This is a genomic window from Chryseobacterium caseinilyticum (assembly GCF_014837145.1).
In the GTDB taxonomy this organism is placed as follows: Bacteria; Bacteroidota; Bacteroidia; order Flavobacteriales; family Weeksellaceae; genus Chryseobacterium; species Chryseobacterium caseinilyticum.
In genome coordinates this window covers 428,127-453,954 of sequence record NZ_JACYFS010000001.1, presented here as the reverse complement: position 1 = coordinate 453,954, position 25,828 = coordinate 428,127, and the positions used below count along the sequence as shown (strand labels likewise).

Genomic DNA, 25,828 nt, shown 5'->3' with positions numbered 1-25,828 from the left:
TGAACGCTGGCAGGGTTATTTCGTTCTGAGAACTGTGATGTTTCAGAAAATAACAGCCTTTTGAATATTTTCTTTTTATTTTCAGATCAAAATATTCAGACTTGCCTGCTGCACTTTGATGCGGATGGGAGATTCTATTCTGTTGAACTCACCATCCAGATGCCAGTTTTTGGTATTCACTTTAAATTCAATTTCTGAGACCGGCAAATAAGTGATGTAGTCGTCTTCTTTAAGTTTTTTCGTAAACATCCTGAATGCAAACAAAGGTGAATAGGTCAGCGGAAATTTTTTAACCAAAACCATATCTACCAAACCGTCACTTTTGCTTGCCATTGGTGCGATATAAGCGTTGTTTCCGAACTGACGTGTATTTGCAATGTTTACCATCAGATATTTACCGTTGTACTGACTGTATTTTTCATCAGAAAATTTCAGTTTGATAGGTTTGTAACTGAAAAATGTTTTCAGAGAAACTGTGATGTAATTTTTAAATCCACGGCTGGTTTTTTCAAATTCCTTCACGACTTTACCATCGAAACCTGTGCCTGAAACATTGATGGAAAGCCTTTCATTAACGGTAAACGTATCAATTTTACGAAATTTTTTAATTTTAATTTTAGCTAAAAGCTCATCCAGATTTTTGCTGAACTGTGTTTCGTTGGAAAAACCGTTTCCAGAACCTGCCGGAAATATTGCAAGAATTTTTTCTGAATTGATAATATTTCCCGCCACAGTGGAAATCGTTCCGTCGCCACCAATCGCTACAAAAATTTCCACATTATCATAGTTCTGTCTGATAAACTCATCCGTCCCCATAATTGATTCTGATATATAGTATAAAGGATTTTCTACTTTTGCTTTCAGCTCGTTAAGAAAAGGCTGGTAATTTTTTTTGGCTGAAAAAGGATTGATAATGAAAGCTACTTTTTCCATTTTGTAAAAATAAAAAATGCTTCCTGATACGGAAGCATTAATATTAGTTAATGTTGAGTCTCTTTTTAAATTCAGGTTTTAAAGCCTGTTTAATTTCTGAAAACGGAACTTTGATTTCAATTATTCCGGCGGCGTAAGGACCAATTTCATACTGATTGTAAATAAATGTGAGAGAATCCGAATCGAAATAAAAGTTATTGTTTGCTGTAATATTTTCATCGAAAAGCATTTCTCTGTCAACATGTTTCAATAAAATGGGTTTCCAATTGATTTTTGAACTGTCAATAAGATCAGACAATTGAATAATTGACTGATTTTTAAGGTCAACCACTTTATAAAGATCATAGCCATAACCGTGAGCTCCCCCACTGAAGCCGTAACCATTATACTGTATGGTGAGATAGTCTTTGGTCTTCGAGAAAACTTTCATATCAGAAATCTGATCCCATGTCTGTTTATACTCTCTTACAAAATCTTCCTCTCCCGTTTTTGTCTCTGCAAAATAATTTTTCATATTGTCATTCATCCGTTGAAGAATATTTTCTTTTGAAAAATCCTTCATAGGCTGATCTTTTAAAAGAAGTTCTCCAAAATAAAGGCTGTCAAGGACCTTTTTTTCTAAACCTTCAAAAGTCAATAACTTCTGTCTAAATTCTGCAGAAAGGTTTTTAGAGATTTTTGCGGAATCGTGCACCAGCAGTGAGTCGATAGTAAGTTCAGGATTTTGTTTTTCAATTTTTATGCTGTCTTCAGTTTTGGTAACCTGAGTCTGTGCAACATTCTTTTTACAGGATGCAAATAAGGCGAAAAGGGACAGTGCCAGGGCAATTTTTTTCATGAATATTTTTTCAGACTGAAAGCAAAAAACTTTCCAAAATCAGTATTTGGAAAGTTTTCTAAATTTTATTTAAAATTTTTGCGAACTGATCATTTTTAATCTACTTTAAATTTAATCTTTGTTGAAATTCAGGTTTCAATGTTCCCTGCAATTCAACCCAAGAAACCGGAATTACAATGTCGCCGGCAGCAAAGGCCGCAATTTCATACGGACTGTAATGGAAATAAAGATTTTTTTCGTCAAAATAAAAATTCTCATTCGGTTCAATCACATCTACCAGAAGCATATCAGAATTTTTCACATCTCCCCGAGAATCGGTAGTTCCACTGTGAATTTTATCCATATTTTTCTTCAGGATCTGCGAAATTTTTGCCTCAGGCATCGTTGTTATATCCGATAGAGTCAGTTTTTTACTGTTCTTTAAATCAAAAACCCTGTTTGAAAACCAATAGTTATCATGAGCGCCGCCTTCATAGGCTGAAGAAAGATATTCCATCTGCAGAAAATCATTTTTATGCGAGGTCTGTGTCATCTTGAAACTCGTGTACCAGCTTTGCTTGTAAGTAATATCTGAAAGCCAGTCTTTGCTGCGCTTTTTTGTCTCGTCAAAATAATCATTTTTATCTTTCTGAAGGAAATCCTGCATTCCATTTTTAGAAAAATCTGTGATGCCTTTATAGATGAAATAAATACTGTCCAGCAAAGCTTTATTTTTAACTGAAGGATACAGCAGAACTTCCGAACGGTACTCAAGTGAGAGTTTTGGGCTCATCACTAACGAATCTTTTACCGAAATTGAATCTACAACAAATTTTTCTGTCGACGGAACTGAGCTGGTTGCCACATCAACCTTTTTCTCCTCCTTACAGGACACAAAAGATGCGCAAATTCCGATGGCAAGTACTACGGCAGATTTTTTCATACAATAATTTTAACTTTTGAATGCAAAAACCATTCAAATGTGAATGGTTTTGGATGTTTTTATTTTTTTGTTAAACTTATTACCTGATTTTCGGTATCGGAGATCAGCTTATAAACGTGTTTAAAAAAAGGATAGTATTCTTTCGGATAAGTTCCACTCGCTACTTTTACTTCAGAGGTCACCCGAATGATATTATCTTTTACAATTTCACAGGTATATTTATAAGAGAGCTCATCATCATCTGTTCTGGTAGTTTTTGGCTTTGGCATTTCGGCAACCTTGTATCCCGCCGGAATTTCAATTTCTATTGATTTTTTATGATGACAAGGAGATATGAAATCAATAGAATTCATTCGTTCATCTGTCTGATCAAACCCGTGATTTTGAACTTTTAAAAATAATAAAGGATTTAAAATGATCTTTGAACCCACTACATCTATATTTCCGTTATCTGTGAATGTCATTTTGGAATGCATTTCACCATCAGTCGTTTTTTTAGTTTCTACATTTTTGATACGGATGTTAAAATCTGTTTCAAAACTTTCGTTATATTTCAAAGGATTGTATTCATAGTCATCATACGATTCTATCGCATACATTCCGTTTTCTATATGTGAAAAGTCTCCGGTAATATGTGAGCTTTCCAGATCCAATTTAGCTTTTACAAGAAGTTCTTTTTTACTGAGGTTTGTGTTTGAAAATGATATATCTGTACCTTTATCGGATTCAAATAAAATTCCAAAGTCATTCCAGTCTCTTTCAGGAAGTAAATTTGCTTTTGAATTTGGTGAAGTGGCATCATAAAAATAATACTGACCGTCAATCTTTACAGATGCCAGTACAAAATTCAGATTATTGATGTTTGGTAAAACGATGTTTAAAATACCGTTGTCAACAGTAGAAATCAGCAACGGATTAGCTTCTATACCTGCATTTCGGAGCAGGCTTACGAGCAGTAAATTAATCTCTGCCGCATTTCCGGATTTTGTTTTTACAACTTGTCTAAGACTTTGACTGGTGATTACTCCCTTATCATTTGTCCACTTGAAATTACCTTTAACATAATTAAAAATTTTGTCTGCTCTGTCTGTTTTTGAAATGGTCTTTTTAATTTCTTCAGGTAAAACATCTTTCACGGAAGACTTTAAAAACCCTCCGAAATGATCATTTTCATCAAGATTTTTTGCAATTTTATTCCAAGTCCTCGCAAACTCATAACTGTAATTTCCGAAGGTATATTTCTGCAGTTCCGGCTTAATACGTTTTCGGAATCTATCGATATTCTTCACAAATTTTTCCTCCTTTACCGGTTTCATATCCGTAAAAGCAAATCTTTCAATCAGATATCTTTTTCCTAAACGGTTGTCTGTTTTTGAAACATGATGTAGCGGCTTTACAATACTTCCGGCACTGTTGAAAGAATAAATAATATCATCAGGATATTCAAGATTATATTCCTGATACACCACAGGGATATCGTGTTCCAAATAATGGCTCAGATTAAAAATACCTGTGTCCAGTTTATAGGAATATTCAATCACGTCGCCATCTGCCACGTCGGGTATTGCCATTTTATAGAATCGCAGTCCTTTTACAACATTTTCTTTAAGCTGCTCTTTTTTATTGTAGCTTACTTTTCCAACCTTTCCATTCTTATAACTGTAAACATTTACTACAAAAGCAGAAAGGTGTTCACCTGTCATCACAGGTATTTCAATATTGAGCCATCTCTCAGACCTCTTTCGATCGAAAATTTTTATCTTTGAGAAATATGTCTTTTCTGCAGAAAGGCCTTCTATATTATATCTTACACTGTTATACAAAATTTCTGCAGGGGCTGACTGATCTATAACTGACTTAGATTTTGTCACCTCATTTTCACTTATCGTTGGGTATTCTAAGAAATTGTGTTGTGAAAAATAAAGATTTGAGCATAAGATTAGCCCTGATGTTAATTGTTTTATCATTATTAATGTGTTTTTATTAAGCTCATCACCTGACTTTCACTATCAGAAATCACCTTCCAGATTTGCTTGAAGGCCGGATAATATTCTTTAGGATAATCTGCACTTTCAATTTTATATTGTGAAGTGACCTTTACTTTTTTATCGGTTTTTTCTACAACGTAGGAATAGCTGATTTCTTTGTCTTCAGTAACAATCTTTCTGCTTTTGGGCAAATCTCCAATTTCGTATCCTTCCGGAATCTCAATTTCAACGGTTTTAATTTTAGAAACTGGCGATACGAAATCGATGATATACTTTCTCTCTTCAGCCTGATCAAAATCATTTTTGGAAGAATGCAGAAATAATAACGGATTGAAAATCTTTTTCTTGCCAACATTATCAATCATATTTTCGGAAGTAAATGCCATTTTAGATTCAAAATCTCCGTTTTCAAGCACATTAGATTTTATATCTGTGAAATCTACAGAAAAGTTCTCTTTATACTGTTTCTTATATTTTTCCTGATTTTCATCATAATTTTCTTTGGCATTCATAGCAAATAATCCAACGTCTCGATCTTCATACATTCCAGATACACTTCCGTTTTCATTAATTTTTGCTTTGGTTGTCAAATAATTGTAAGACATTTTGATATTGTTGAGAGAGATAACTTCAGCTTTATCATCCTTTAAAAGAAGACCTGTACTGTTCCAAGCTCTGGATGGCAAAATCCCTTCTGATGACTGTCTTGATGTGGCATCAAACAAATGAGATTTTCCTTTAATCTCTGCACAGACAACCAAATAATTAAAATTTCCCACATTTGGAAAACTTACATTTACAATTCCATTTTTTACAGTTGAGATGAGAATAGGATAAGCTTTCAGACCCGCACCCCGTAGCATGCTCAAAAGCATAAGATTGATGTCTCCGCTGTTTCCTGTTTTGGTTTTTATAAGATCTTTCAATCCATTTTCTGCGTAGTATCCGTTATTTTCATTCCAGGTATAATTAGATTTAACGAAATTATGGATCAGGTTTGCTCTTTTCATTTCATCCTTTTCATTCAGTATTTCGGCAGATAATAATTCTTTTACAACACGGTCTTTTCTATATTGATTTCCAAAATCTTCATCATCCCAAAGCTTTTTTCTAATATCTTCCCAGGTTGCAGTGTATATTTTAAGGTTGTTGTTAAAATAGGTTGAATGCAGTTCAGCACGTATTTTAGTTCGGTAATTGTCACCGTTTTTTACAAATTTTTCAGTTTTAAATGCTTTCAGATCTTCATAAGCAAAACGATAGGTTTTGGAAGTTCTTCCATAAAGTTGCGCCTCTTCCACTTTACGGTGTTTGGGAAAAAGACTGCCAGTTAAATCTATATGGTAAGACATTTCTACAGGAGATTCAAAAACGTATTCTGTGTACTCTGAAGGAATATCCAGCTCAATGTAAGCCATCGGAACCTGATAAACAAAAGGTGAGGAAACCTCATATTTATACTCTATCACCGACCCGTTTTTAATGTTTGGGAATGCAAATTTATTTACCGTGATGTATTTATTTTCTTTTGATTTAAATTTTGAACTTTTATCAACTTTTGTTTCTGCAATTTTATCGTTTTCAAGATTGTACACTACAGCTTTCATTGATCTCAAAGCCTCTTTACTTCCGGAATTATTGTCGTAGAGCGAGATTTCGAGATTCATCCAATCCTCCACTTTATCTTTATCATAAACCTTTATTCTGTAGGAAATATTTTTCAGAAGATCTCCGGAAGTATCGTCAATTCTGTAGTGAACAGATCTATACAGAATTTCTGCCGGAGCCTTTTCATCAATTGCAGATTTAGATTTTTTTAAGTCTTCAATCGTGAACTTTGGCATTTTGAGAAACTCATGCTTTTGGGAATACAGAAAAGCCGCTGAAACGCAGCAGAATGTTATTAATATTTTTTTCATGGTTTATGATTTTTTTGAGATCATTATTTTTGAGTTGTCTGCATTCAGAATTTTTTTTCTGAAGCTTACATAATCATTGTATTTTTCTTTGTTGTAAATGCCTTTTTTTATCTGAATAACTCTTTTTACAATCAGCTGAGCCTCTTTTTTCTCAAAACTCAGGCTGTATGTTCCAAATTCAGAAGTTAAGATTCCGTTTTGTGGCAATTCTTCAATGAAGTAGCCTTCGGGAAGTTCGTAAGCGATTTCGTAATCGTCTTCGTAGGCAAATTTTGTTTCGAACGGTAAATTTCGTGTCTCATTATCATGAAAAAAGCCTTCTGAATAAATAGGTACGGCTCTGAAAATAAGACTGCTGCCCACCAGTTTTGAGTAGTTTAAAGCTTTAAAACTAAGATCATAATTAATGGATGCCACGTCGCGGTCATTTTTAAAGTCATTCATTTCAAGATTCTCAAAATTCAGCATAGACATCTGTGACTTTAAAGCGTCATTTCTTTCTTTTTGAGACAAACCCGCAAATCCGAGATTAAAATCATACTGATTTCCGGTGTACTGCATCTTTGCTTTTCCGTTAATGGTTTTATCAGCATTCAAAACGATATTAATCAACTGTTTTTCTCTGTTTTGCTGTGCTGTGTAATTCGGAGTATCAATAATTTCTATTCCGGATGGTTTCACCGCCAAAACATTTCTGTCTGTGGTACTGTAGCTCAAATGGTTAAAAGCAATTTCCTGCGATGTATTTTCCAGCCAGATATTTCCTTTTTCAGTTGGAATTACCAGAATAACGTGATTGCCGCCCATTTTCGGAAAGTCTTTATCAAAACTTATTGCTGAAGGATTTGAATTGATGATTGCGTAATGCGATTCTATTCCAGCTTCATCAAGCAATATTTTCATATAATTGGTAAGACCTTTACAATCTCCGTAGCCCTTTTTCTGAACATCATCAGGTAACATTGGCTGCCAGCCTCCAATCCCAAGAGAAACAAAAATATATCTTGTTTTGCTCTGCATGTACTGGTAGATTTTCTTTATTTTTTCTTCTTTGGTTCCGGTAAGATTTAAAGCTGCAATTTCCGCCTTGATTTGTGGAGTAGATGCTGAAACAGGCGTTAACAGGCTGTTGTGATACCATAATCCGAAATCTTTCCAAGTCGTAATTTTTCCTTTTTTCCCGACAAGATTAAACTCATCAAGAGAAAAACTTACTTTAGGCAGAATTTTCTGAGGATTCGGAACCAAAACTTCCTCATCCAGCGCAGGAATATTCTGATAAGTATAAGTCTTTGTATTGCCCTTGTCATCGGCATTTACGGATGCATAACCGAATGGTGACGGGTAAATTTTAGATCTGAGATTAATTCCTGAATTGTTTACCACCGAAAATGTACTTTTTTCAAGGGAAATATTGAAATTGGCGAACGGCGTAAAATCGGGAATAAAAACCGTGCTTTCATCCTTTTGTTCGTATGAAAACTCTACGGTATAAGGAAATACAGATGGAGTGTAGGACAAAATTAACGCCCTGCTGTCTGAATAAAAAGATCCCTGACTGTTCGCTGCGATATCCAGAAAATCACCTTTGGAAAATGATTTTATTTTCTTTCCGCTTTCGTCATAAACCACAACTTTTACATTGCTGATGACATCGCCTTTCTGATAAAATATTTTTGGAACAGCAAAACTCACCGCTTCTTTGTTGAGAACGCTTACCGCAGAATAATTTTTATAAATAATCTCATCGATCTTATTAATTTCAACCTGAGTGCTTTCACTTCGGATGACCGCACTGGCATTTTTTTTAATTTCAGAAGAGATTGAAGAAACAGGATATGTTTGGGAGTAATAAAATGAAGCCACTAATAAAGCTCCTGCAATTATGATTTTCATCGTGAATATAGTTTTCACCAAAAATATAAAAATCTTAATTAAATGTTAAATAAATATTTAAAAATATTCAATAATCTGAGAAATAAAAAGGGAAGACTTAAAAAAGTCTTCCCTAATATATAATTTTCTGTGATCAGTTATGCATCAATCTTAGCATACTTTGCATTTTTCTCAATAAATTCTCTTCTTGGTGGTACTTCATCTCCCATCAACATAGAAAATACAGAGTCAGCTTCTACTGCATTATCAATCGTTACCTGCTTCAGAATTCTGTGTTCAGGATTCAGAGTAGTTTCCCAAAGCTGTTCAGGATTCATTTCCCCAAGACCTTTATAACGCTGAACCTCAACACCTTTTCCATCAGGAGCCATTTCAAGAGTAAATTCTTCACGCTCTTTTTCGTTGTAAGCGTAAATCTTTTTGTTACCTTTTTTTAATAAATATAAAGGTGGCTGAGCGATATAAATATAACCGTTTTCGATCATTTCTTTCATGAATCTGAAGAAAAACGTCAGAATCAAAGTTGAAATGTGAGAACCGTCGATATCAGCATCGGTCATGATCACAACTTTGTGATACCTTAATTTAGATAAGTTTAAAGCTTTACTGTCTTCCTCAGTTCCTACAGAAACTCCGAGTGCCGTGTAAATATTTTTAATTTCTTCGTTATCGTAAACTTTATGAAGCATTGACTTTTCAACATTCAAAATCTTACCTCTTAACGGTAAAATAGCCTGGAAAAATCTGTCACGCCCCTGCTTGGCAGTTCCACCTGCCGAATCTCCCTCGACTAAGAATAATTCAGATTCTGCCGGATTTTTTGAAGAACAGTCAGACAATTTTCCCGGAAGACCGGAACCTCCCATCGGAGATTTTCTCTGAACCATTTCACGGGCTTTTTTCGCTGCCTGTCTTGCCTTTGCAGCCAAAACAACTTTCTGTACGATAAGCTTTGCTTCATTAGGATTTTCCTCGAGGAAGTTGCTCAACATTTCGCCAACGATTTTATCAACCGCACCGGAAACTTCAGAGTTACCCAATTTAGTTTTCGTCTGACCTTCAAACTGAGGTTCCATTACTTTTACAGAAACTACAGCTGTTAAACCTTCACGGAAGTCATCTCCTGTAATTTCCACTTTTTCTTTAGCCGGAATACCTAAATCATCAGCATACTTTTTCAGAGTTCTCGTTAAAGCACGTCTGAAACCTGCCAGGTGAGTACCTCCTTCATGCGTATTGATATTGTTGACATAAGAGTGAAGATTCTCGCTGAATGAAGTGTTGTAACGCATTGCCACTTCGATAGGAATATTTTCTCTTTCCCCTTCCATGAAAATAACGTTTTCCATGATAGATTCACGGTTTCCGTCGATGAACTCTACAAATTCTTTCAACCCACCTTCAGAATGAAAAACTTCAAAAGCGTAAGATCCGTCTTCATTTTTTTCTCTTTCGTCAACAAGTGTAATCGTAATTCCTTTATTTAAAAAAGATAATTCTCTTAATCTTGCGGCAAGTGTATCATAATTGTACACCAATTCCTGGAAGATGGTGCCATCCGGCTGAAAGAAAACTTCGGTTCCTCTTTCGTCTGTTGTACCAATCTCAGCAACGTCTGCCAGAGCCTTACCTTCAGAGTATTTTTGCTGGTATAATTTACCGTCACGGCTTACCGTCGCAACTAATAAAGTAGAAAGCGCGTTCACACAAGATACCCCAACCCCGTGAAGACCTCCGGAAACTTTGTAGGAATCTTTATCAAATTTACCACCCGCTCCGATCTTGGTCATTACAACCTCGAGAGCTGATTTTTGTTCCTTTTCGTGAAAATCTACAGGAATTCCTCTACCGTTATCTTTGACAGATATACTCTCTCCTTCATGTATCGTAACCAAAATGGTGTCACAATGTCCGGCCAATGCCTCATCGATAGAGTTATCCACTACCTCATAAACCAAGTGATGAAGACCTCTCACACCCACATCACCGATGTACATGGACGGTCTTAATCGAACGTGTTCCATCCCTTCAAGGGCCTGAATACTTCCTGCATTATATTGTTTTTGACTCATATTTATTGGTTGTTCTTTTTAATATTAAATATATTTTTCAATTTATAATGGTAATCGAATCTATTATCATTTCCCTTAAAATAAACCTGTACTTCCATTCTGTCGGGATATAATAAAAGTTCAATATTTTTAATCTCATTTTTTTTCACCTCAATTTCTCCAACTTCCTGTTTTCCTTTGAGCGTATTATGATAGCTGCTAATAAATTTAAAATCGGAAGAAAGACTGTCTGCAAATGGAGTTATTTTAAATATAAAAACATATGTTTTTAATTTGAAATCGTATGTTAAATTATGCTGAATATTGTTGATGTAAAAAAATACGTCAGATTGATCATTTTTGCTTTTTCCGTAAAAGAACTGATTCGGAAGTACCAGTTTCAAAGCTTTCTGCGGTAAATCAATACTTCCTCTCGGAAGAATATACTCATTGGTTACATCGTCCACTCCATTATTCCAAATACTCCCATAAAAGTCATCAAGGTTTTTTCTGGTTTTATCCTCATCAGGGTTTGCCAGATAGGCTTTGTATGGAGCAAAATTACAATCAGAATCTGGCATCTTACTATTTATTTCCTTACATAACCTAGTCAACAGACCAGGTGATTCTGAATCAAAATTCTCATTAATCTGAATTTTATTTGCTTTATTAATATCCCTGATAAACTGTACGGAGTTATCTATTTTACTATTAAAATTTGCCACTTTCATATTAAAAAAGTGAGCTAACAGCTGTTCATCAGTAATGTTACCAAAAAACTTCATATAAAAGAAATTCGTGGTATTATTTCGAGGATTGTAGGTGTCAAAATCTACGGTTCCTTTGGGTGCTTTCCAAGTACCTGTGGCTCTTACCGGGACTGTAGAAATCGGTTTACCCATCAATTTGCTGTTGATTTCAGGAACAATCACAAATCCCGTCTTCAAAAAATCGTACTTTTTGTTTTCGAAGAAAATTAAATCTAAAGAATTGAAACTACCTCCATTTCCATCTGAATGCTGAAGGTTTTTAAAAAAAATTTCATGTGAATTTTTTTTCTGTTCATTTACAAAAAAGTTGTATTCTCTGGGAAGATTTATTTTCTCTCCTTCCTGCATATAAATACGATTCAACCCATTCATAAACTGAGCAGAATAAAATGAAGCAGAAAAAAGAAAAAAGGCGATAGCACCCTTTCTGTTTAATAATTTTACACTTCGTTTTCTTTGCACTTCGTTTTGAATAAAAATTCTTACAAATATCGTGATTTTTTTCGACTTATGAAAGTATTTTGAATCTTAAAATACCAGAATTTATCCTAAGAAAGTGAGTCCTTTCCGGAGATAAAAAACATTAAAGTTACAACCCAAATCTGAAATAATTGCAATGTTTTAAATCATATTATGTTACCATAATTTTATCCGTAACTTTCAACTGAAAAATTAAAATTATGGACGATTTCTTAGCTGCACGGGCCCAAATGGCACTCTCATTAGGATTTCATATTATTTTCGCCTGCGTGGGAATGGTAATGCCTTTTCTCATGGCATTTGCCCACTGGAAATATCTGAAAACAGGAAACGAAATTTATAAAGGACTTACGAAAGCCTGGAGCAAAGGCGTTGCCATTTTATTTGCCACCGGAGCGGTTTCAGGAACCATGCTTTCTTTCGAATTAGGATTGCTCTGGCCGGGTTTTATGAAACACGCTGGACCGATTTTCGGAATGCCGTTTTCTCTAGAAGGAACAGCATTTTTTATTGAAGCTATCGCCATTGGATTTTTTCTTTACGGTTGGGATAAATTCAACAAATGGTTCCACTGGTTCTGCGGATTTTTGGTTGGATTAAGCGGTTTGGCATCAGGAATTCTGGTTGTTGCAGCGAATGCCTGGATGAATTCACCTACGGGTTTTGATTATATTAATGGAGAATACGTCAATATCGATCCTATAAAAGCTATGTTCAATGAAGCCTGGTTGCCGCAGGCTCTGCATATGACGGTCGCGGCATTTTGTGCGACAGGATTTGCGGTTGCAGGAGTTCATGCTTTATTAATTATGAGAAAAAAGAACGTTGAATTTCATACCAAAGCGTTCAGAATTGCTGCCGGCTTTGCATTGATTGGAGCTTTTGGCGCACCTTTGAGTGGTGACGTTGCCGCAAAATCTGTTGCAGAAAGACAGCCGATAAAATTAGCTGCTATGGAAGCACATTTTGAAACTGAAAAAGGCGCAGCTTTTGTGATTGGGGGAATTCCTGATGAAGATAAAGGTGAAATCAATTATGCTTTAAAAATTCCAAAAGTATTAAGTTTTCTGGCAACCAATGATTTTAATGCGGAAGTGACAGGTCTTAACGATTTTCCTAAAGATGAATGGCCGCCCGTTGCCGTTGTACATTACGCTTTCCAGATTATGATTTTCTTTGGAGTAGTGATGATTTCCATCGGAAGTGTTTATCTCTACGCTTTCTTTTTCAAAAAAGATTGGTTAAATAAAAACTGGTTACTGAAAACATTTCTTTTCGCCACACCATTTGGATATATTGCTTTGGAAGCAGGCTGGACAGTTACCGAAGTGGGCAGACAACCCTGGATTATTTACGGAATTATGAGAACGGCAGACGCGGTAACTCCAATGCCCGGAATTCAGTATTCATTTTACTTTTTTACAGCGATATTTGTTTCGCTCTCATTGATTATTATTTTTCTTCTTAACAGACAGATCAAAATGGTTCCGAAACTATACGATCCTACAGACGCGCAGTTTAACTCTAAATCTAAAAAATCATGATCTACGTTGTTATTGGTTTCCTGTGGCTTTCCGTATGTTTATATGTGATTTTGGGCGGCGCTGATTTCGGAGCAGGAATTGTGGAATTAATGACCAAAAAGAAAAACAGAAAGTACACCGAAAAAATTATGTACGAATCGATTGCACCCATATGGGAGGCCAACCATATGTGGCTGATCATTGCAATTGTGATTCTGTTTGTCGGTTTCCCGGAAATTTACACCACGATGTCCACTTACCTTCACATTCCTCTGGTGATGATGTTGGTGGGAATTATTGCAAGAGGAACTGCATTTACCTTCAGACACTACGATGCGGTGGAAGACCGATGGCAGATTATTTATACGCAGATCTTTTATTATGCAAGTCTGTTAACGCCATTTTTCTTAGGCTTAATCGCTGCAGCAACGGTTTCGCAATCAATTAATCCTGATGCTGAAAACTTTTTAGATCTGTACGTTTTCAGCTGGCTCAATTGGTTTGGGGTGTCGGTTGGATTGTTTACCGTCTCGCTTTGTGCTTATCTGGCGTCCATTTTTTCTTTACGCGAAATCAGCGACAGGTTAGAATTGGCTTTGATGATTAAAAAATCACATCAGACGATGGTTTTTGTAGTGATTTCAGGACTATTGGTTTTTTCAGCTGCTTATTTTTCCGGTATTCCTTTAACTAAATGGATTTTTTCTAAATCATTAGGCGTGATGTCAATTTCTTTTGCTACGGTTTCTTTAGGTTTAATTTTAAGAGCAATGCACAAAAGAAAATTACTTCCGGTGAGAGCTTTGGCAGGATTTCAAATCATTATGATTCTGGTTGCGGCAACCTATCAGCACAATCCGGATATTATTCTTTTAGGAAACGGACAACACCTTTCTTTACTGAAACACATTGCAGCGGAAAAAACGATTTCTGTGCTGGGCTGGGGATTGATTCTGGGATCAATTTTCATTCTGCCGTTTTTGTTTTATCTGATGTTTTCATTTTCAAAGGCTTCTAAAAGACGTTCATAGATTTATTTTTTAATTAAAACCAGTTCTACCCGCCTGTTTTTAGTGCGGTCTTCTTCCGTAAGTTCAGGATAGACGACCGGATTGAGATGTCCCTGGCCTTCCGCTTTTATGCGTTCGGAATTTACGCCCATTTTCACCAAAAACTGCCTGATAAAATCTGCTCTGGTAAAAGAAAGATTAAAAGTTCCCAAATCCTGATCTTCACCGTCAAAATTCTCGTAATCACAGCAAATATGGCCCTGAAGTTCAACTTCCAGCGTTGGATTATCCCGTAAAATTTTTAAAAGCTGATACAGTCTTGGTTTTGCTTTGGGAAGCCAGTTGTGACGGCCGCCGATAAAATTAACATCGGGAAGTGAGAAGGTATCCTTTATTTTCATCATTTCAATTTTAATATCAAAAAAACTGGGATGCGGTTTTCTGGAAATCTTTTCTCCGGCAGCGAAAGTTTTTTCAATAAAAATATCCACACGGCGGTTTTTTGCCTGTAAAATTTCCGTGCTGTTGTCGTTAATCTGTTTAGAAATCCCCAAACCAACAGAGCCCGAAAGTTTTATGTTTTTACCTATTTGCTTTTGCAAATATTCGCCAACCGTTTTTGCCCGCTGATCCGAAAGTTTTTTATTTAAATCTTCACTTCCTAAGGAACTGGCATTTCCGAAAATTCTGAAAGTAAGATTGGATTTTAATTTTGAAAGGCTGTCTAGTTTCTGTTTTGATTCTGAATCTAAATCATACGAATTATTCTTAAAATAAATTGATGTGAGCATTTGTGCATCCATTTCACAACAATAGAAGAGTGCAAAAAACAACACAAAGTATTTCATCTCAAAATGATTTTATTAAAAACGGAAAAATAGTGTTTTATTGTTTAAAAAACTTAAAAATAAAAAACCCTCAAACAGAAATTCAAGGGTTGTAATAAGTTAATTTTATTTTAGTTATAGTTTCATCCCCTTTTTGGTAACAACTTTACCAGATTCTGTAGTGATTTTAATAATGTAAATAGCTTCAGTGAGATTGGATGTGTTTACAGTTTTTGCCGAAGAATTTTTTAAAATTAATCTTCCGTTTTGATCATAAATTTCAACAGATTTAATTTTTTCATTGGTAAACAAATTCAGTTCATCCTGAAAAGGGTTGACAAATCTGATGTCGGTTTCGCTTTCTGCTTCGTTAGTTGCAAGAATACTGTTTGAAATCACATATCTTTTAATTATTGTCGGATTGATCATCAGATAGAGATAATTACCTTTTGCAGAGATAAAAATTTTATCGTCAGGATTATACATTGACGTGGTAATGCCTGTATCTAAAAGGTTCTGACTGTTTATTGTGCTCACATTATTACTGCCGGCACTCATTAAGTATAATTTTCTCGGAAAACCATCGTCCAAAACAGGAATTACAACATGATTATTCACTACTGTAAAATCCTGACCGTACAGTAAATTGACACCGTCAATAACTGCTGGCAATCCGATCCTGCCACTGGAACCGAAAGAGGTATCAAGCATTCCTGTAGATAAGGTTTTTGTAAGAAATTTTACAGAAGGGTCATTATCTTCAAACAGATAATTTACCAACGAATTATCTGGCATCATGTGAAATTTCATAATGGTTGCTGAAGGTCCTGTCTTATACTGTGCGTTTCCGTTGATACCAAAATTAATGTCGTAATTACCTGTGGTGTAATTCATTTTTCGGAGAGAAGAGCTGTTAGATTCATATTCTATTATCGAATTTCCTGTGTGGAGGGGCACATATTTCTCATGATTGCTGAAAATTGTGCTGCTGAAATTTGAAAGAGTGCTGTTGCATGCCATCGTTCCGTTGGTACCAAATGCTGAATCCAGCTGTCCGGAAGCATTAAACTGATAAATACTGTTTGCAGTTCTGATAAGAAGTTTTCCGTTCGGCAAAACTTTGCGGTAGATTTCATTTGGAAGAATCTGTGACTGACCTGCTGTTCCGTAAGTTTGATCTAAAGTTCCGTTGTAGTGAAATTTCTTTCCGGAAAACATCATCAGGCTCACATCACCAAAATTGTGAATAAAATCTCCGCTGGAGGAAGTGCCGTAAGACAAAGGACATGAAAAAGAACCTGCAGTTCCGAAGGTCTGATCTACTGAGCCATTATTACTGAGCATTGTAATTCTTGAGTCTGTAGAATTGTTTGTCATATCATAATTCTGCACGATAATTTTATTATCTGAAAAATGATAAGATAAAAATCCGCTCAAGCCGGATCCCAAATCTACGATGCTGTTGTTACCAAAGTTTGAATCGGCGACAAGACTGAGTTGTGCATTGGCAAGTGAAGCCACCAACGCAAGCGAGGTGATAACTATTTTTTTCATAAAATATTGGTTTTTAAGTGTTATATCAAAAATAGTTAATATTCTTTCTTAAAAAAACAAAAGCAGACAATAAATGCCTGCTTTTATAAATATGTGGTATATATAATTCTAAACCAACTTCATCAAAACACTCTCATCAATCTTCTCTACCTTCACCAAACCTCCTTTGGTCAAAGTTTTAGATGCTTTATCCCATTTTTTTCCTGATAACTGACTTCTTTCTTTTACTTCAGCCAAAGAAAATACTTCTTCACGGGAATTTAAAATCTCAAGAATCACTTTTTCATCTTCTCCCAGTTCAACCTGTGGAACTGTTTTCTCCGGTCTCATTTGAGGGAAAAACAATACTTCCTGAATCGACGGATTGTTCGTTAAGAACATAATCAATCTGTCCATTCCAATTCCTAAACCTGAAGTTGGCGGCATCCCGTATTCTAAGGCTCTTAAAAAGTCCTCATCGATAAATCCTGTAGCTTCATCATCACCTTTTTCAGCTAATTTCAATTGCTCTTCGAAACGTTCTCTTTGGTCAATTGGGTCGTTTAATTCTGAATATGCATTGGCAATCTCTTTACCACAAACCATCAGTTCAAAACGTTCGGTTAAGCCCTCTTTGCTTCGGTGTTTTTTGGTTAAAGGCGACATTTCAATTGGGTAATCGGTGATGAAAGTTGGCTGGATGAAGTTTCCTTCACATTTTTCACCAAAAATTTCGTCGATTAATTTTCCTTTCCCCATCGTCTCATTCACTTCAATTCCGATAGATTTTGCAAAATCAAACAACTCCTGTTCGGTTTTACCCGTTATATCAAAACCTGTATATTTTTGAATCGCTTCCGTCATAGAAACTCTTGGGTAAGGCGCTTTCCAGCTGATTGTATGTTCCCCGAAAACAGATTCTGAACTTCCATTAACAGACGTTGCACAGAATTCCAATAACTTCTCGGTATAATCCATCATCCAATTGTAGTCTTTGTAAGCTACATAAATTTCCATAGCGGTAAATTCAGGATTGTGTGTTCTGTCCATCCCTTCATTTCTGAAGTTTTTAGAGAATTCATAAACACCGTCAAAACCACCAACGATCAGTCTTTTCAGATATAATTCGTTCGCAATTCTTAAATATAAAGGAATGTCTAAAGCATTGTGATGCGTAATAAATGGTCTTGCCGCCGCTCCACCAGGGATCGACTGTAAAATTGGAGTTTCAACTTCAAAATATCCTGCATCATTGAAGAAAGTTCTCATTGCATTGAACAATTTAGTTCTTTTAACGAAAATATCTTTCACCTGCGGATTCACCGTTAAATCTACATAACGCTGTCTGTATCTCATTTCAGGATCGTTGAAAGCATCGTGCACTACTCCATTTTCATCCGTTTTAGCCTGAGGAAGTGGTCTCAAAGTTTTCGTTAAAAGCGTAAAGTTTTTCACCAAAACCGTCATTTCGCCAACCTGAGTTGTGAAAAGTTCTCCTTCAATACCGATGATATCACCGATGTCTAAAAGGTGCTTGTAAACGTCGTTGTATAAAGTTTTGTCTTCTCCCGTACAGATTTCGTCACGGTTAAAATAGACCTGAATTTTCCCTGTAGAATCCTGCAATTCAGCAAAAGAAGCCTTCCCCTGAATACGGCGGGACATCAGTCTGCCCGCAATCTTCACCTGTTTACTTTCAGAAAAATTCTGTTTTATAGATTCTGTAGTATCTGTAACCGTGTATTCTTCTGCCGGGAATGCGTTGATTCCCATTTCAACAAGCTTAGTCAGCTTTTCTCTTCTAATGATTTCCTGTTCTGATAATTGCATTATAATTCAATTTTTTCGAATTGCAAAAATAAGGAAATTTAAGGTTGTATGGAAGTTAATTTTTCAGGCTTTAATCGATTTGACAGAATGTGATTAGTCCTTTGCCGAAGAGTTTACAGATTTGGCTTTGAATTGCTTAATAAGATAAATATAAATTTGGCTAAATATAACTGCAGATAATGTAATGTTGAATAAAATATTAGTAACTATAAAACTTACGTATATATATTCTTTAATACTTGGTGGACTTGAAAATGAAGTATTAAAGTATATAGATGGAAAAACAAAATAGTACATTGGTAAAGCACAGATTTCAGCAAATAAATTTCTACCGTCATAATCGTCCGCAATTTCTAAACAAAACGGAAGAGAAAACATAAAAATTAAAATCATTAAAAAGAAAAATCCCCAAAACTCATCTTTAAAATATTTGTTTGCATTCATTTTACTTAATATTTTTTATGTTTAAAATATACAAATTAATTGCAAGTCTGATTTATTTCTCAGTTAAAAAAACGCTTAAATTCTTAAGTATCAGTAAACCGCAGCCCGACTTGAGTGGAGCTCTTTTTGTGAGGAGGAACGACGAACAAAAAAGCGGGAACGGAAGGCGGAAATTGCTGCCCAAATAAAAAAGTCACTTTTAAAAACTATTCCTTCTATTTTTAGGAACAAAAGTCCACGCTAAAATTCTGCTGATCTTTTGACCCTGCGCCATATCGATTGTTTTTACCTCGAAAGCGTCTAATTTCTTCAAAAGTGAATTTAATTTAGATAAATTTTCCTTTTTCGAAACCAGGGTAGTGAACCAAAGAATCTGTGAAGAATACAAAACACTTTCCTCAATCATTTTTGAAATAAAAGCAATTTCTCCACCTTCACACCACAATTCAGCCTCTTGTCCGCTGAAATTGAGATTGGGTTTGTGAACTTTTGAATTTTGAAGATTTTTTGTTTTCCTGAGATTGCCTTTTAGTGCAGATTCCTCAGAATCATGAAATGGCGGATTGCACATTGAGAACGTGAATTTATCTTTAGAAGTAAGAATATTTTTAAAGATAAAATTGGATTCCGGCTGTAATTTCAGTTGAATATTTTCAGAAAAATCTGGATTTTCGTCTAAAATCTTTTGCGCATTGTCTAAAGATTTCTGGCTGATATCTGTTCCCACCATTTCCCAGCCATAAGATCTATGAGCGATCAGCGGATAGACCAAATTGGCACCAGTTCCAATATCCAGACCTTTTACAGATAAACCTCCAGGAATATCTTTGGAATTTCCTGCCAGTAAATCAGCGATGTAATGAATGTAATCTGCACGTCCCGGAATGGGCGGACAAAGATTTTCGTCGGGAATATCCCAGTCTTTCACCTGATAAAAATGCTGCAACAAAGCTTTGTTAAGCAACTTTACCGCTTTCGGAATGCTGAAATTGATTGTTAAATTTCCGTACGAATTTTTAAAAACATAATGTTTCAGTTCCGGCACACAGGAAATCAATTCGTCGAAATTGTAAGAATTCCGGTGCAGATTTCTTGTGTGCAGGCCTGATTTTTCGGTGGTCATGAATTATTTTTTCTGTTTCAGAATATACTCCACCATTTTTTTAGCATCTTCTTTTGAAAACTGGGGATGAGGCTGCATCGGAACGCTACCCCACACACCACTGCCGCCTTCAATGATTTTTGAGGCCAACAGTTCGATGTCTTTTTCAGAATATTTTTCGGCAATTTCTTTGTAAGATGGGCCAATCATTCTTTCGTCGATGCTGTGACATGACAGACAGTCAGACGTTTCAATCATGGTTTGCCCCGAAGAATTGCTTACAACCGAAGTCGCCACGTCTTTTGATTCTGTAGACTGCGGTTCGGAAGTCTCTTTTTTAGAACATGAAATAACAAAAAAGCCTGCCATTCCAGCCAAAAACAGTTTTTTCATTATTTGTTTGTTCCTGTAGAATCTGTAGATGGTGACGGCGCAGGAATAGCTGCAGCAGCTGCTGTTTCGGTCTTAGCTGTAGAATCAGCAGGTGCTGTTTTTACTTCCGGTTCTTCCAACATCGTGTTGCTGTCCTGTAAAGAATGATCTGTCTTTTTTGAGCAGCTTGCCATTACTAAACCTCCGATAAATACGATTGCTAATACTTTTTTCATATGAATATTTTTTATTTTTCTAATTTTAAATGAAATCAGTTGGTGACTTCATCCGTTGTTATTTTCGGTCACAAAAATATAAAAATAATTATTGAAACACGAGAATTAAAGGTTTTTAAATCATATTTAAACTGATTCAACGCAAAATAAATTCACTTTTTCATATTTTTTATTTCTGATATTAAAAAAAGTTCTACATTTGTCCTATGATTAATTCAGTTAACAAAAATTGGTGGTGGCAATCAAACTCTTCGTCGGGTCTGATGCTATTGTCGTGTTGTTAATTTTACAGCAGGAATATTATAGAAAACATACAGAGACTTTGACGATTGCGTTAAAGTCTTTTTTTATGTCAATTATTTAAAAATTTATTAAATGTTTACCAATAAAATCAATATAAAAACCACCTCAAAAAAGACATTGGGAGATCTGCAAACCCCGATGAATATTTATCTTCAGATCAGAGATAAATTCCGCGACACTATTCTTTTGGAAAGTTCAGACAGCAAGAATATCGACAACAATTTTTCTTTTATTGCCGTCAATGCGATTGCGGGAATTGAAATTAAAAATCTTCACGAGTTTGAAGTAAAATTCCCCAATGAAAGTCCCGAGAAAAAGCCTTTGGAGAATATCAAAGTGACAGATTTACTGAATCAATTTTCAAAAACGTTCATCTGTGAAAAAACAAATGATTCTATTGAAGAAACGGCACAGAGTCTTTTTGGATATACTAGTTTTGAAGCCGTTCCGCTTTTTGAAAACATCAGGTTTAAGCCTCAAAGCCAAGAAGTCGAAATACCGATCTTGCGTTACAGACTGTATCAGTACGTGATTGCCATCAACCACTTTAATGATGAAATGCACTTTATTGAAAATCAGATCGACGGTGTAAAATCTGAAATGCGCCTGCTGCAGGACTTAATTAAAAATAAAAACGCTCTTGTTTATCCTTTCGAAAAAGATGGTTTTGAAACTTCGAATCTTACTGATGAAGAATATCTGGAACTGGTGGGAAAAGCGCAGAAACACTGTATGCGAGGTGATGTTTTTCAGTTGGTTTTGAGCAGAAGATTTGAACAGAAATTTAAAGGCGATGAATTTAATGTTTACCGTGCTTTGAGGAATATCAATCCGTCTCCCTATTTATTCTTTTTCGACTACGGAGACTATAAATTATTCGGATCAAGTCCTGAAAGTCAGTTGATTATTAAAAGCAGAAAAGCCATTATCCATCCCATTGCCGGAACATTCAAAAGAAGCGGAGATTTTGAAACCGATCTGCAGTCTGCGGAAGCCTTAAAAAAAGATCCGAAAGAGAATGCCGAACATACGATGTTGGTAGATTTAGCCAGAAACGACCTAGGCAAAATGGGGAAAAATGTAACCGTGACCAAACTGAAAGAAATTCAGCTTTTTTCCCACGTCATTCACATGGTCAGCGAAGTGACGGCGGAACTTGAAGAAAATACAAATCCTTTCGACATTGTTTCTGCCACTTTTCCGCAGGGAACTTTAAGCGGAGCACCGAAATACAAAGCACTTCAGCTCATCAACGAATATGAAAAAGATTCCCGCGGTTATTACGGTGGCTGCATCGGGATGGTCGGTTTGAACGGTGACTGCAATCAGGCGATTATGATCAGAACGTTTCTGAGCAAAAACAATACATTATTTTATCAGGCCGGAGCTGGATTGGTTGCAAAATCAATTCCCGAAAACGAACTTCAGGAGGTGAATAACAAACTCAACGCCTTGAAAAAAGCGGTAGAGAAGGCGGAGAAATTAGTTGTTAATTAATTATTATAAAACAAAATGACAAATATACCATCAAACAACAACCATCAAACAACAACCAAAATATTGGTCTTCGATAACTACGACAGCTTTACCTACAACCTCGTTCAGATGATTGAGCGAATTTCAAATCAAAAAGTTGACGTGTACCGAAACGATGAGATTTCACTGGAAGAAGTCGAAAAATACGACAAAATAATCCTTTCACCAGGTCCCGGAATTCCTAAAGAAGCCGGAATTTTATTGGATTTAATTAAAAAATACGCACCAACAAAAAGTATTCTCGGAGTTTGTCTCGGTCAACAGGCAATTGCAGAAGCTTTCGGCGGAAATTTAATCAATCTGACAGAAATTTTTCACGGCGTAGCAACATCTTCCAAAACTGTGAGAGAAAATGTAAAATTGTTCCGAGATTTACCCGAAGAAATTGAAGTTGGGCGCTACCACAGCTGGGCAGTCAATCCCGAAAATTTCCCATCAGAACTGGAAATCACGGCGACCGATAACTACGGAATGATCATGGCCTTGCAACACAGAAATTATGATGTTCACGGCGTTCAGTTTCATCCAGAAAGTATTCTGACACCGGATGGAGAACAGATTATCAGGAATTTTCTGTTGAATTAAATTTAAAAAAATGAAAATTTTAACCTGGAATTTGGAACGGCCGAAGAAAAATCAATTGGCAAAAATAAATCTGATTCACGATATGGTAAAACATGAAAGTGCGGACATCATCATCGTGACAGAAACGAACCGTTGTATTGATTTTGGAAATGAATATTTCGCACTTCACACCGATTCCCTTCCTTCTTTTTACGATAATCAAAATTATTTTGAAGGTGAAAACAGAGTCAGTATTTACTCAAAATTTCCGTTCAGAAATCAGATCTCAACTTATAATTCCTTCACAACTGTTTGCGGCTCAGTGGAAACAGATTTTGGAGAATTGGTGATTTACGGGAGCATTATTGGAAGTTTCGGAGGAAAAGGTTTTCATTTCGAAAATGATTTGGAAAAACAGAAAAAAGACATTGAGAATTTAAAAGGAAATATTTGTTTTTCAGGAGACTTTAATATTTCATTCTCAGGCTGGAAATATCCAAGTATAAAAGTCATTGAAGAAACTAAAGAATTTTTCAGTACTCAGAATTTAGAAATAATTACAGAAAAAAATAAGGACAGCGCCATCCATACCGTCATTAATAAAGAGTTTTTGAAGGATAAAATTTACACCACAAACATGATTGATACCGACAGAAAATTATCAGATCACAATCTGATTGTCTGTGAAATTTCAAAAAAAATTCAACCATTATGAAAGAAATATTAGAATACCTTTTCAATCATCACACCTTATCAAAATCGGAAGCAAAAGCGATTATGATTGAAATTGCTCAAAATAAATTCAATGCAACTGAAGTTACCGCTTTCATCAGTATTTTTCTGATGCGGAATATCACTTTGGAAGAACTGGAAGGTTTCAGACAGGCTCTACTTACCATGGCCGTTGAAGTAAGCATCGAAGCAGAAAACACGATCGACATCGTAGGAACCGGAGGCGACGGAAAAAACACCATCAACATATCCACTTTGGCGAGTTTTGTGGTTGCCGGAGCCGGACAGAAGGTGACCAAACACGGAAATTACGGAGCCTCAGCCATTACGGGTTCGTCAAATGTTTTGGAAGCGCTGGGATATCAGTTCAAAAAAACATCTGAAGAACTCAATCAGGATCTTGAAAAAGCAAACATCTGTTTTCTGCACGCTCCTTATTTTCATCCGGCATTGCAATCTGTGGGCGCTCTGAGAAAATCTTTGGGTCTGCGTACGTTTTTCAACCTGCTCGGTCCGTTGGTTAATCCCGCAAATACACAGTTTTCAGTGATTGGTGTTTACAACCTCGAGATTGCAAGAATTTATCAGTATCTGCTTCAGAAAGACAGTCGCGACTTTATTCTGGTGCACGGATTGGACGGTTACGACGAAATCAGCCTGATCGGTGACAGCAAGATCATTACGAAAGATGGTGAAGAAATTTATTCATCTAAAGATTTAGGTTTCAACCCTGTCGATCCTCAAAATATTGCTGGTGGCTCAACCATTCAGGAATCTGCGGAACTGTTCAAAAATATTCTGGAAGGAAATGGTTCGGCAGATCAGAATGCAGTTGTTGTGGCGAACGCTGCAGTTGCGCTGTATCACACAAAAAAATGGGGTTCATATTCTGATTGTCGTTTGTTGGCGCAAGAAAGTTTAGAAAGTGGAAAAGCCCTGATTAGTTTCAACAATTTGATCAAAAACTAATTTTTAATCCACAAATAGACTTCCCCGAAAGTTAATTTTATAATTTTTTAGGGCGACAATTTCCGTCTTCCGCTCCCAATCTTTTTTTGCCAGGCTTTTTACACCGCAAAAAAAAGGATTTCCGCTAAAGCCGGGTCGCAAAGTTTTTATACGTAGAAAATTTAGTTAAAAATTAAAGTAACAACATCCACAAAACCTTGTGTTCCTTGCGAAAAACGTGTGTCCATAGTGGTTAAAAAAATAAACAACATGAATATCTTAGATAAAATCATTGCAAGAAAAAAGCAGGAAATAGCAGATTCAAAATCCAGAATTTCATTGCAGCAGTTAAAGGATTCAGAATTTTTCAACAGAAAAACATTATCGTTGAAAGAATCATTACAGTCAAAATCCGGAATTATCGCTGAATTTAAAAGGCAATCTCCATCAAAAGGAATCATCAACAATAAAGTCTCTCCTTTGGAAATTGCGTCTGCTTATGAAAAACTTGGAGCGAGTGCGGTATCGATTTTAACGGATACAGATTTTTTCGGTGGGAGTATTGAAGATATAGTCAATGTCAGAAACTACATCAACATTCCGATCTTAAGAAAAGATTTTATGATTGATGAATATCAGTTTTACGAAGCAAAATCGATGGGCGCTGACGTAATTTTGCTCATTGCAGCCTGTCTTTCGCCGAATCAGGTTTCAGAATTTACTGAATTGGCGCACAGTTTAGATCTGGAAGTTTTACTCGAGATTCACACTTTAGAAGAACTTCTACACATTGATAAAAACGTTGATTTCATAGGCATTAACAACAGAAATTTAAAAGATTTCAAGGTGGATTTACAACATTCAGTTCATCTGAAAAATCAGCTTCCGGAAAAGACTTTATCCATCGCGGAAAGCGGCATTTACAGTGAAGAAGATTTTAATTTTCTGAAAGAAAAAGGCTTCGACGGGTTTCTGATGGGCGAATATTTTATGAAAGATGAAAAACCTGGAAATAAATTCGCGGAATTTATTTCTAATGTAGCAGTGTAAAAATCTAACAATCTACCAATA

The 25,828-nt window shown here is 35.8% G+C and carries 22 protein-coding genes; 7 read left to right on the top strand and 15 right to left on the bottom strand.

Annotated elements, in window-relative coordinates:
- Positions 1-81 precede the first annotated feature (81 nt).
- The 8 genes from IC610_RS02155 to IC610_RS02120 form a co-directional block, all read right to left on the bottom strand.
- Entirely contained in the window at positions 82-933 is an 852-nt protein-coding gene (locus IC610_RS02155) for a diacylglycerol/lipid kinase family protein (RefSeq protein WP_191735027.1), read from the bottom strand.
- 43 nt (positions 934-976) lie between these two features.
- On the bottom strand, positions 977-1,771 hold the full coding sequence (locus tag IC610_RS02150) for a DUF3298 and DUF4163 domain-containing protein (RefSeq protein ID WP_191735026.1): 795 nt from the start codon (positions 1,769-1,771) through the stop codon (positions 977-979).
- A 100-nt stretch (positions 1,772-1,871) separates the two neighbouring features.
- Positions 1,872-2,693 (bottom strand): RsiV family protein, encoded by an 822-nt coding sequence (locus IC610_RS02145; RefSeq protein WP_191735025.1) that lies wholly within the window; start codon positions 2,691-2,693, stop codon positions 1,872-1,874.
- 59 nt (positions 2,694-2,752) lie between these two features.
- Positions 2,753-4,660, bottom strand: coding sequence for a transglutaminase domain-containing protein (locus IC610_RS02140; RefSeq protein WP_191735024.1), 1,908 nt, complete (start codon positions 4,658-4,660; stop codon positions 2,753-2,755).
- A 2-nt stretch (positions 4,661-4,662) separates the two neighbouring features.
- On the bottom strand, positions 4,663-6,600 hold the full coding sequence (locus IC610_RS02135; RefSeq protein WP_191735023.1) for a transglutaminase domain-containing protein: 1,938 nt from the start codon (positions 6,598-6,600) through the stop codon (positions 4,663-4,665).
- Between the two features lie 3 nt (positions 6,601-6,603).
- The gene (locus tag IC610_RS02130) at positions 6,604-8,496 is read right to left on the bottom strand and encodes a DUF3857 domain-containing protein (RefSeq protein WP_191735022.1); all 1,893 of its coding nucleotides are present in this window, start codon (positions 8,494-8,496) and stop codon (positions 6,604-6,606) included.
- 137 nt (positions 8,497-8,633) lie between these two features.
- Positions 8,634-10,568, bottom strand: coding sequence for a DNA topoisomerase (ATP-hydrolyzing) subunit B (gene gyrB, locus IC610_RS02125; protein WP_191735021.1), 1,935 nt, complete (start codon positions 10,566-10,568; stop codon positions 8,634-8,636).
- Between the two features lie 2 nt (positions 10,569-10,570).
- Positions 10,571-11,779, bottom strand: coding sequence for a hypothetical protein (locus tag IC610_RS02120; RefSeq protein WP_191735020.1), 1,209 nt, complete (start codon positions 11,777-11,779; stop codon positions 10,571-10,573).
- A gap of 218 nt (positions 11,780-11,997) precedes the next feature.
- Here IC610_RS02120 and IC610_RS02115 point away from each other — a divergent pair, with 218 nt between their 5' ends.
- Positions 11,998-13,341, top strand: coding sequence for a cytochrome ubiquinol oxidase subunit I (locus IC610_RS02115; protein ID WP_191735019.1), 1,344 nt, complete (start codon positions 11,998-12,000; stop codon positions 13,339-13,341).
- On the top strand, positions 13,338-14,351 hold the full coding sequence (locus IC610_RS02110) for a cytochrome d ubiquinol oxidase subunit II (protein ID WP_191735018.1): 1,014 nt from the start codon (positions 13,338-13,340) through the stop codon (positions 14,349-14,351). Before IC610_RS02115 ends, IC610_RS02110 begins: the two co-directional genes overlap by 4 nt.
- 2 nt (positions 14,352-14,353) lie before the next feature.
- Here the strand turns inward: IC610_RS02110 and IC610_RS02105 are convergent, their stop codons facing one another.
- From IC610_RS02105 to IC610_RS02075, 7 genes are all read right to left on the bottom strand, one after another.
- A complete protein-coding gene (locus IC610_RS02105; RefSeq protein ID WP_191735017.1) occupies positions 14,354-15,121 on the bottom strand; it encodes an OmpA family protein in 768 nt (255 codons plus the stop codon).
- A gap of 171 nt (positions 15,122-15,292) precedes the next feature.
- Positions 15,293-16,711, bottom strand: a complete 1,419-nt coding sequence (locus IC610_RS02100; RefSeq protein ID WP_191735016.1) for a T9SS type A sorting domain-containing protein — start codon at positions 16,709-16,711, stop codon at positions 15,293-15,295.
- A gap of 108 nt (positions 16,712-16,819) precedes the next feature.
- Entirely contained in the window at positions 16,820-18,520 is a 1,701-nt protein-coding gene (gene lysS, locus IC610_RS02095) for a lysine--tRNA ligase (protein ID WP_191735015.1), read from the bottom strand.
- A gap of 93 nt (positions 18,521-18,613) precedes the next feature.
- On the bottom strand, positions 18,614-18,964 hold the full coding sequence (locus tag IC610_RS02090; protein ID WP_191735014.1) for a hypothetical protein: 351 nt from the start codon (positions 18,962-18,964) through the stop codon (positions 18,614-18,616).
- Positions 18,965-19,163: 199 nt separating this feature from the next.
- Positions 19,164-20,087 carry a 23S rRNA (adenine(1618)-N(6))-methyltransferase RlmF gene (gene rlmF / locus IC610_RS02085; RefSeq protein ID WP_191735013.1) on the bottom strand — a complete coding sequence of 308 codons (924 nt, stop codon included), beginning with the start codon at positions 20,085-20,087 and terminating at the stop codon, positions 19,164-19,166.
- Between the two features lie 3 nt (positions 20,088-20,090).
- Positions 20,091-20,459 (bottom strand): c-type cytochrome, encoded by a 369-nt coding sequence (locus IC610_RS02080; protein ID WP_191735012.1) that lies wholly within the window; start codon positions 20,457-20,459, stop codon positions 20,091-20,093.
- Complete coding sequence (locus IC610_RS02075) at positions 20,459-20,674, bottom strand: hypothetical protein (protein WP_191735011.1); 216 nt, start codon at positions 20,672-20,674, stop codon at positions 20,459-20,461. Before IC610_RS02075 ends, IC610_RS02080 begins: the two co-directional genes overlap by 1 nt.
- Positions 20,675-21,049: 375 nt before the next feature.
- On the opposite strand from IC610_RS02075, the gene IC610_RS02070 reads away from it, so the two are divergent.
- The 5 genes from IC610_RS02070 to trpC all read left to right on the top strand — a co-directional run bounded on the left by IC610_RS02070 (position 21,050) and on the right by trpC (position 25,807).
- Positions 21,050-22,474 (top strand): anthranilate synthase component I family protein, encoded by a 1,425-nt coding sequence (locus IC610_RS02070; protein ID WP_191735010.1) that lies wholly within the window; start codon positions 21,050-21,052, stop codon positions 22,472-22,474.
- Positions 22,475-22,489: 15 nt separating this feature from the next.
- A complete protein-coding gene (locus IC610_RS02065) occupies positions 22,490-23,098 on the top strand; it encodes an anthranilate synthase component II (protein WP_191735009.1) in 609 nt (202 codons plus the stop codon).
- A gap of 10 nt (positions 23,099-23,108) precedes the next feature.
- On the top strand, positions 23,109-23,792 hold the full coding sequence (locus IC610_RS02060) for an endonuclease/exonuclease/phosphatase family protein (protein WP_191735008.1): 684 nt from the start codon (positions 23,109-23,111) through the stop codon (positions 23,790-23,792).
- A complete protein-coding gene (gene trpD, locus IC610_RS02055; RefSeq protein ID WP_191735007.1) occupies positions 23,789-24,778 on the top strand; it encodes an anthranilate phosphoribosyltransferase in 990 nt (329 codons plus the stop codon). Before IC610_RS02060 ends, trpD begins: the two co-directional genes overlap by 4 nt.
- Positions 24,779-25,027: 249 nt before the next feature.
- On the top strand, positions 25,028-25,807 hold the full coding sequence (gene trpC / locus IC610_RS02050) for an indole-3-glycerol phosphate synthase TrpC (RefSeq protein ID WP_191735006.1): 780 nt from the start codon (positions 25,028-25,030) through the stop codon (positions 25,805-25,807).
- Positions 25,808-25,828 lie beyond the last annotated feature (21 nt).

Bases quoted from the DNA above. Each gene is read 5' to 3' on its own strand.
- IC610_RS02155 (WP_191735027.1), bottom strand. From the start codon at position 933: ATGGAAAAAGTAGCTTTCATTATCAATCCTTTTTCAGCCAAAAAAAAT.
- IC610_RS02150 (WP_191735026.1), bottom strand. From the start codon at position 1,771: ATGAAAAAAATTGCCCTGGCACTGTCCCTTTTCGCCTTATTTGCATCC.
- IC610_RS02145 (WP_191735025.1), bottom strand. From the start codon at position 2,693: ATGAAAAAATCTGCCGTAGTACTTGCCATCGGAATTTGCGCATCTTTT.
- IC610_RS02140 (WP_191735024.1), bottom strand. From the start codon at position 4,660: ATGATAAAACAATTAACATCAGGGCTAATCTTATGCTCAAATCTTTAT.
- IC610_RS02135 (WP_191735023.1), bottom strand. From the start codon at position 6,600: ATGAAAAAAATATTAATAACATTCTGCTGCGTTTCAGCGGCTTTTCTG.
- IC610_RS02130 (WP_191735022.1), bottom strand. From the start codon at position 8,496: ATGAAAATCATAATTGCAGGAGCTTTATTAGTGGCTTCATTTTATTAC.
- gyrB (WP_191735021.1), bottom strand. From the start codon at position 10,568: ATGAGTCAAAAACAATATAATGCAGGAAGTATTCAGGCCCTTGAAGGG.
- IC610_RS02115 (WP_191735019.1), top strand. From the start codon at position 11,998: ATGGACGATTTCTTAGCTGCACGGGCCCAAATGGCACTCTCATTAGGA.
- IC610_RS02110 (WP_191735018.1), top strand. From the start codon at position 13,338: ATGATCTACGTTGTTATTGGTTTCCTGTGGCTTTCCGTATGTTTATAT.
- IC610_RS02105 (WP_191735017.1), bottom strand. From the start codon at position 15,121: ATGCTCACATCAATTTATTTTAAGAATAATTCGTATGATTTAGATTCA.
- IC610_RS02100 (WP_191735016.1), bottom strand. From the start codon at position 16,711: ATGAAAAAAATAGTTATCACCTCGCTTGCGTTGGTGGCTTCACTTGCC.
- lysS (WP_191735015.1), bottom strand. From the start codon at position 18,520: ATGCAATTATCAGAACAGGAAATCATTAGAAGAGAAAAGCTGACTAAG.
- IC610_RS02090 (WP_191735014.1), bottom strand. From the start codon at position 18,964: ATGAATGCAAACAAATATTTTAAAGATGAGTTTTGGGGATTTTTCTTT.
- rlmF (WP_191735013.1), bottom strand. From the start codon at position 20,087: ATGACCACCGAAAAATCAGGCCTGCACACAAGAAATCTGCACCGGAAT.
- IC610_RS02080 (WP_191735012.1), bottom strand. From the start codon at position 20,459: ATGAAAAAACTGTTTTTGGCTGGAATGGCAGGCTTTTTTGTTATTTCA.
- IC610_RS02075 (WP_191735011.1), bottom strand. From the start codon at position 20,674: ATGAAAAAAGTATTAGCAATCGTATTTATCGGAGGTTTAGTAATGGCA.
- IC610_RS02070 (WP_191735010.1), top strand. From the start codon at position 21,050: ATGTTTACCAATAAAATCAATATAAAAACCACCTCAAAAAAGACATTG.
- IC610_RS02065 (WP_191735009.1), top strand. From the start codon at position 22,490: ATGACAAATATACCATCAAACAACAACCATCAAACAACAACCAAAATA.
- IC610_RS02060 (WP_191735008.1), top strand. From the start codon at position 23,109: ATGAAAATTTTAACCTGGAATTTGGAACGGCCGAAGAAAAATCAATTG.
- trpD (WP_191735007.1), top strand. From the start codon at position 23,789: ATGAAAGAAATATTAGAATACCTTTTCAATCATCACACCTTATCAAAA.
- trpC (WP_191735006.1), top strand. From the start codon at position 25,028: ATGAATATCTTAGATAAAATCATTGCAAGAAAAAAGCAGGAAATAGCA.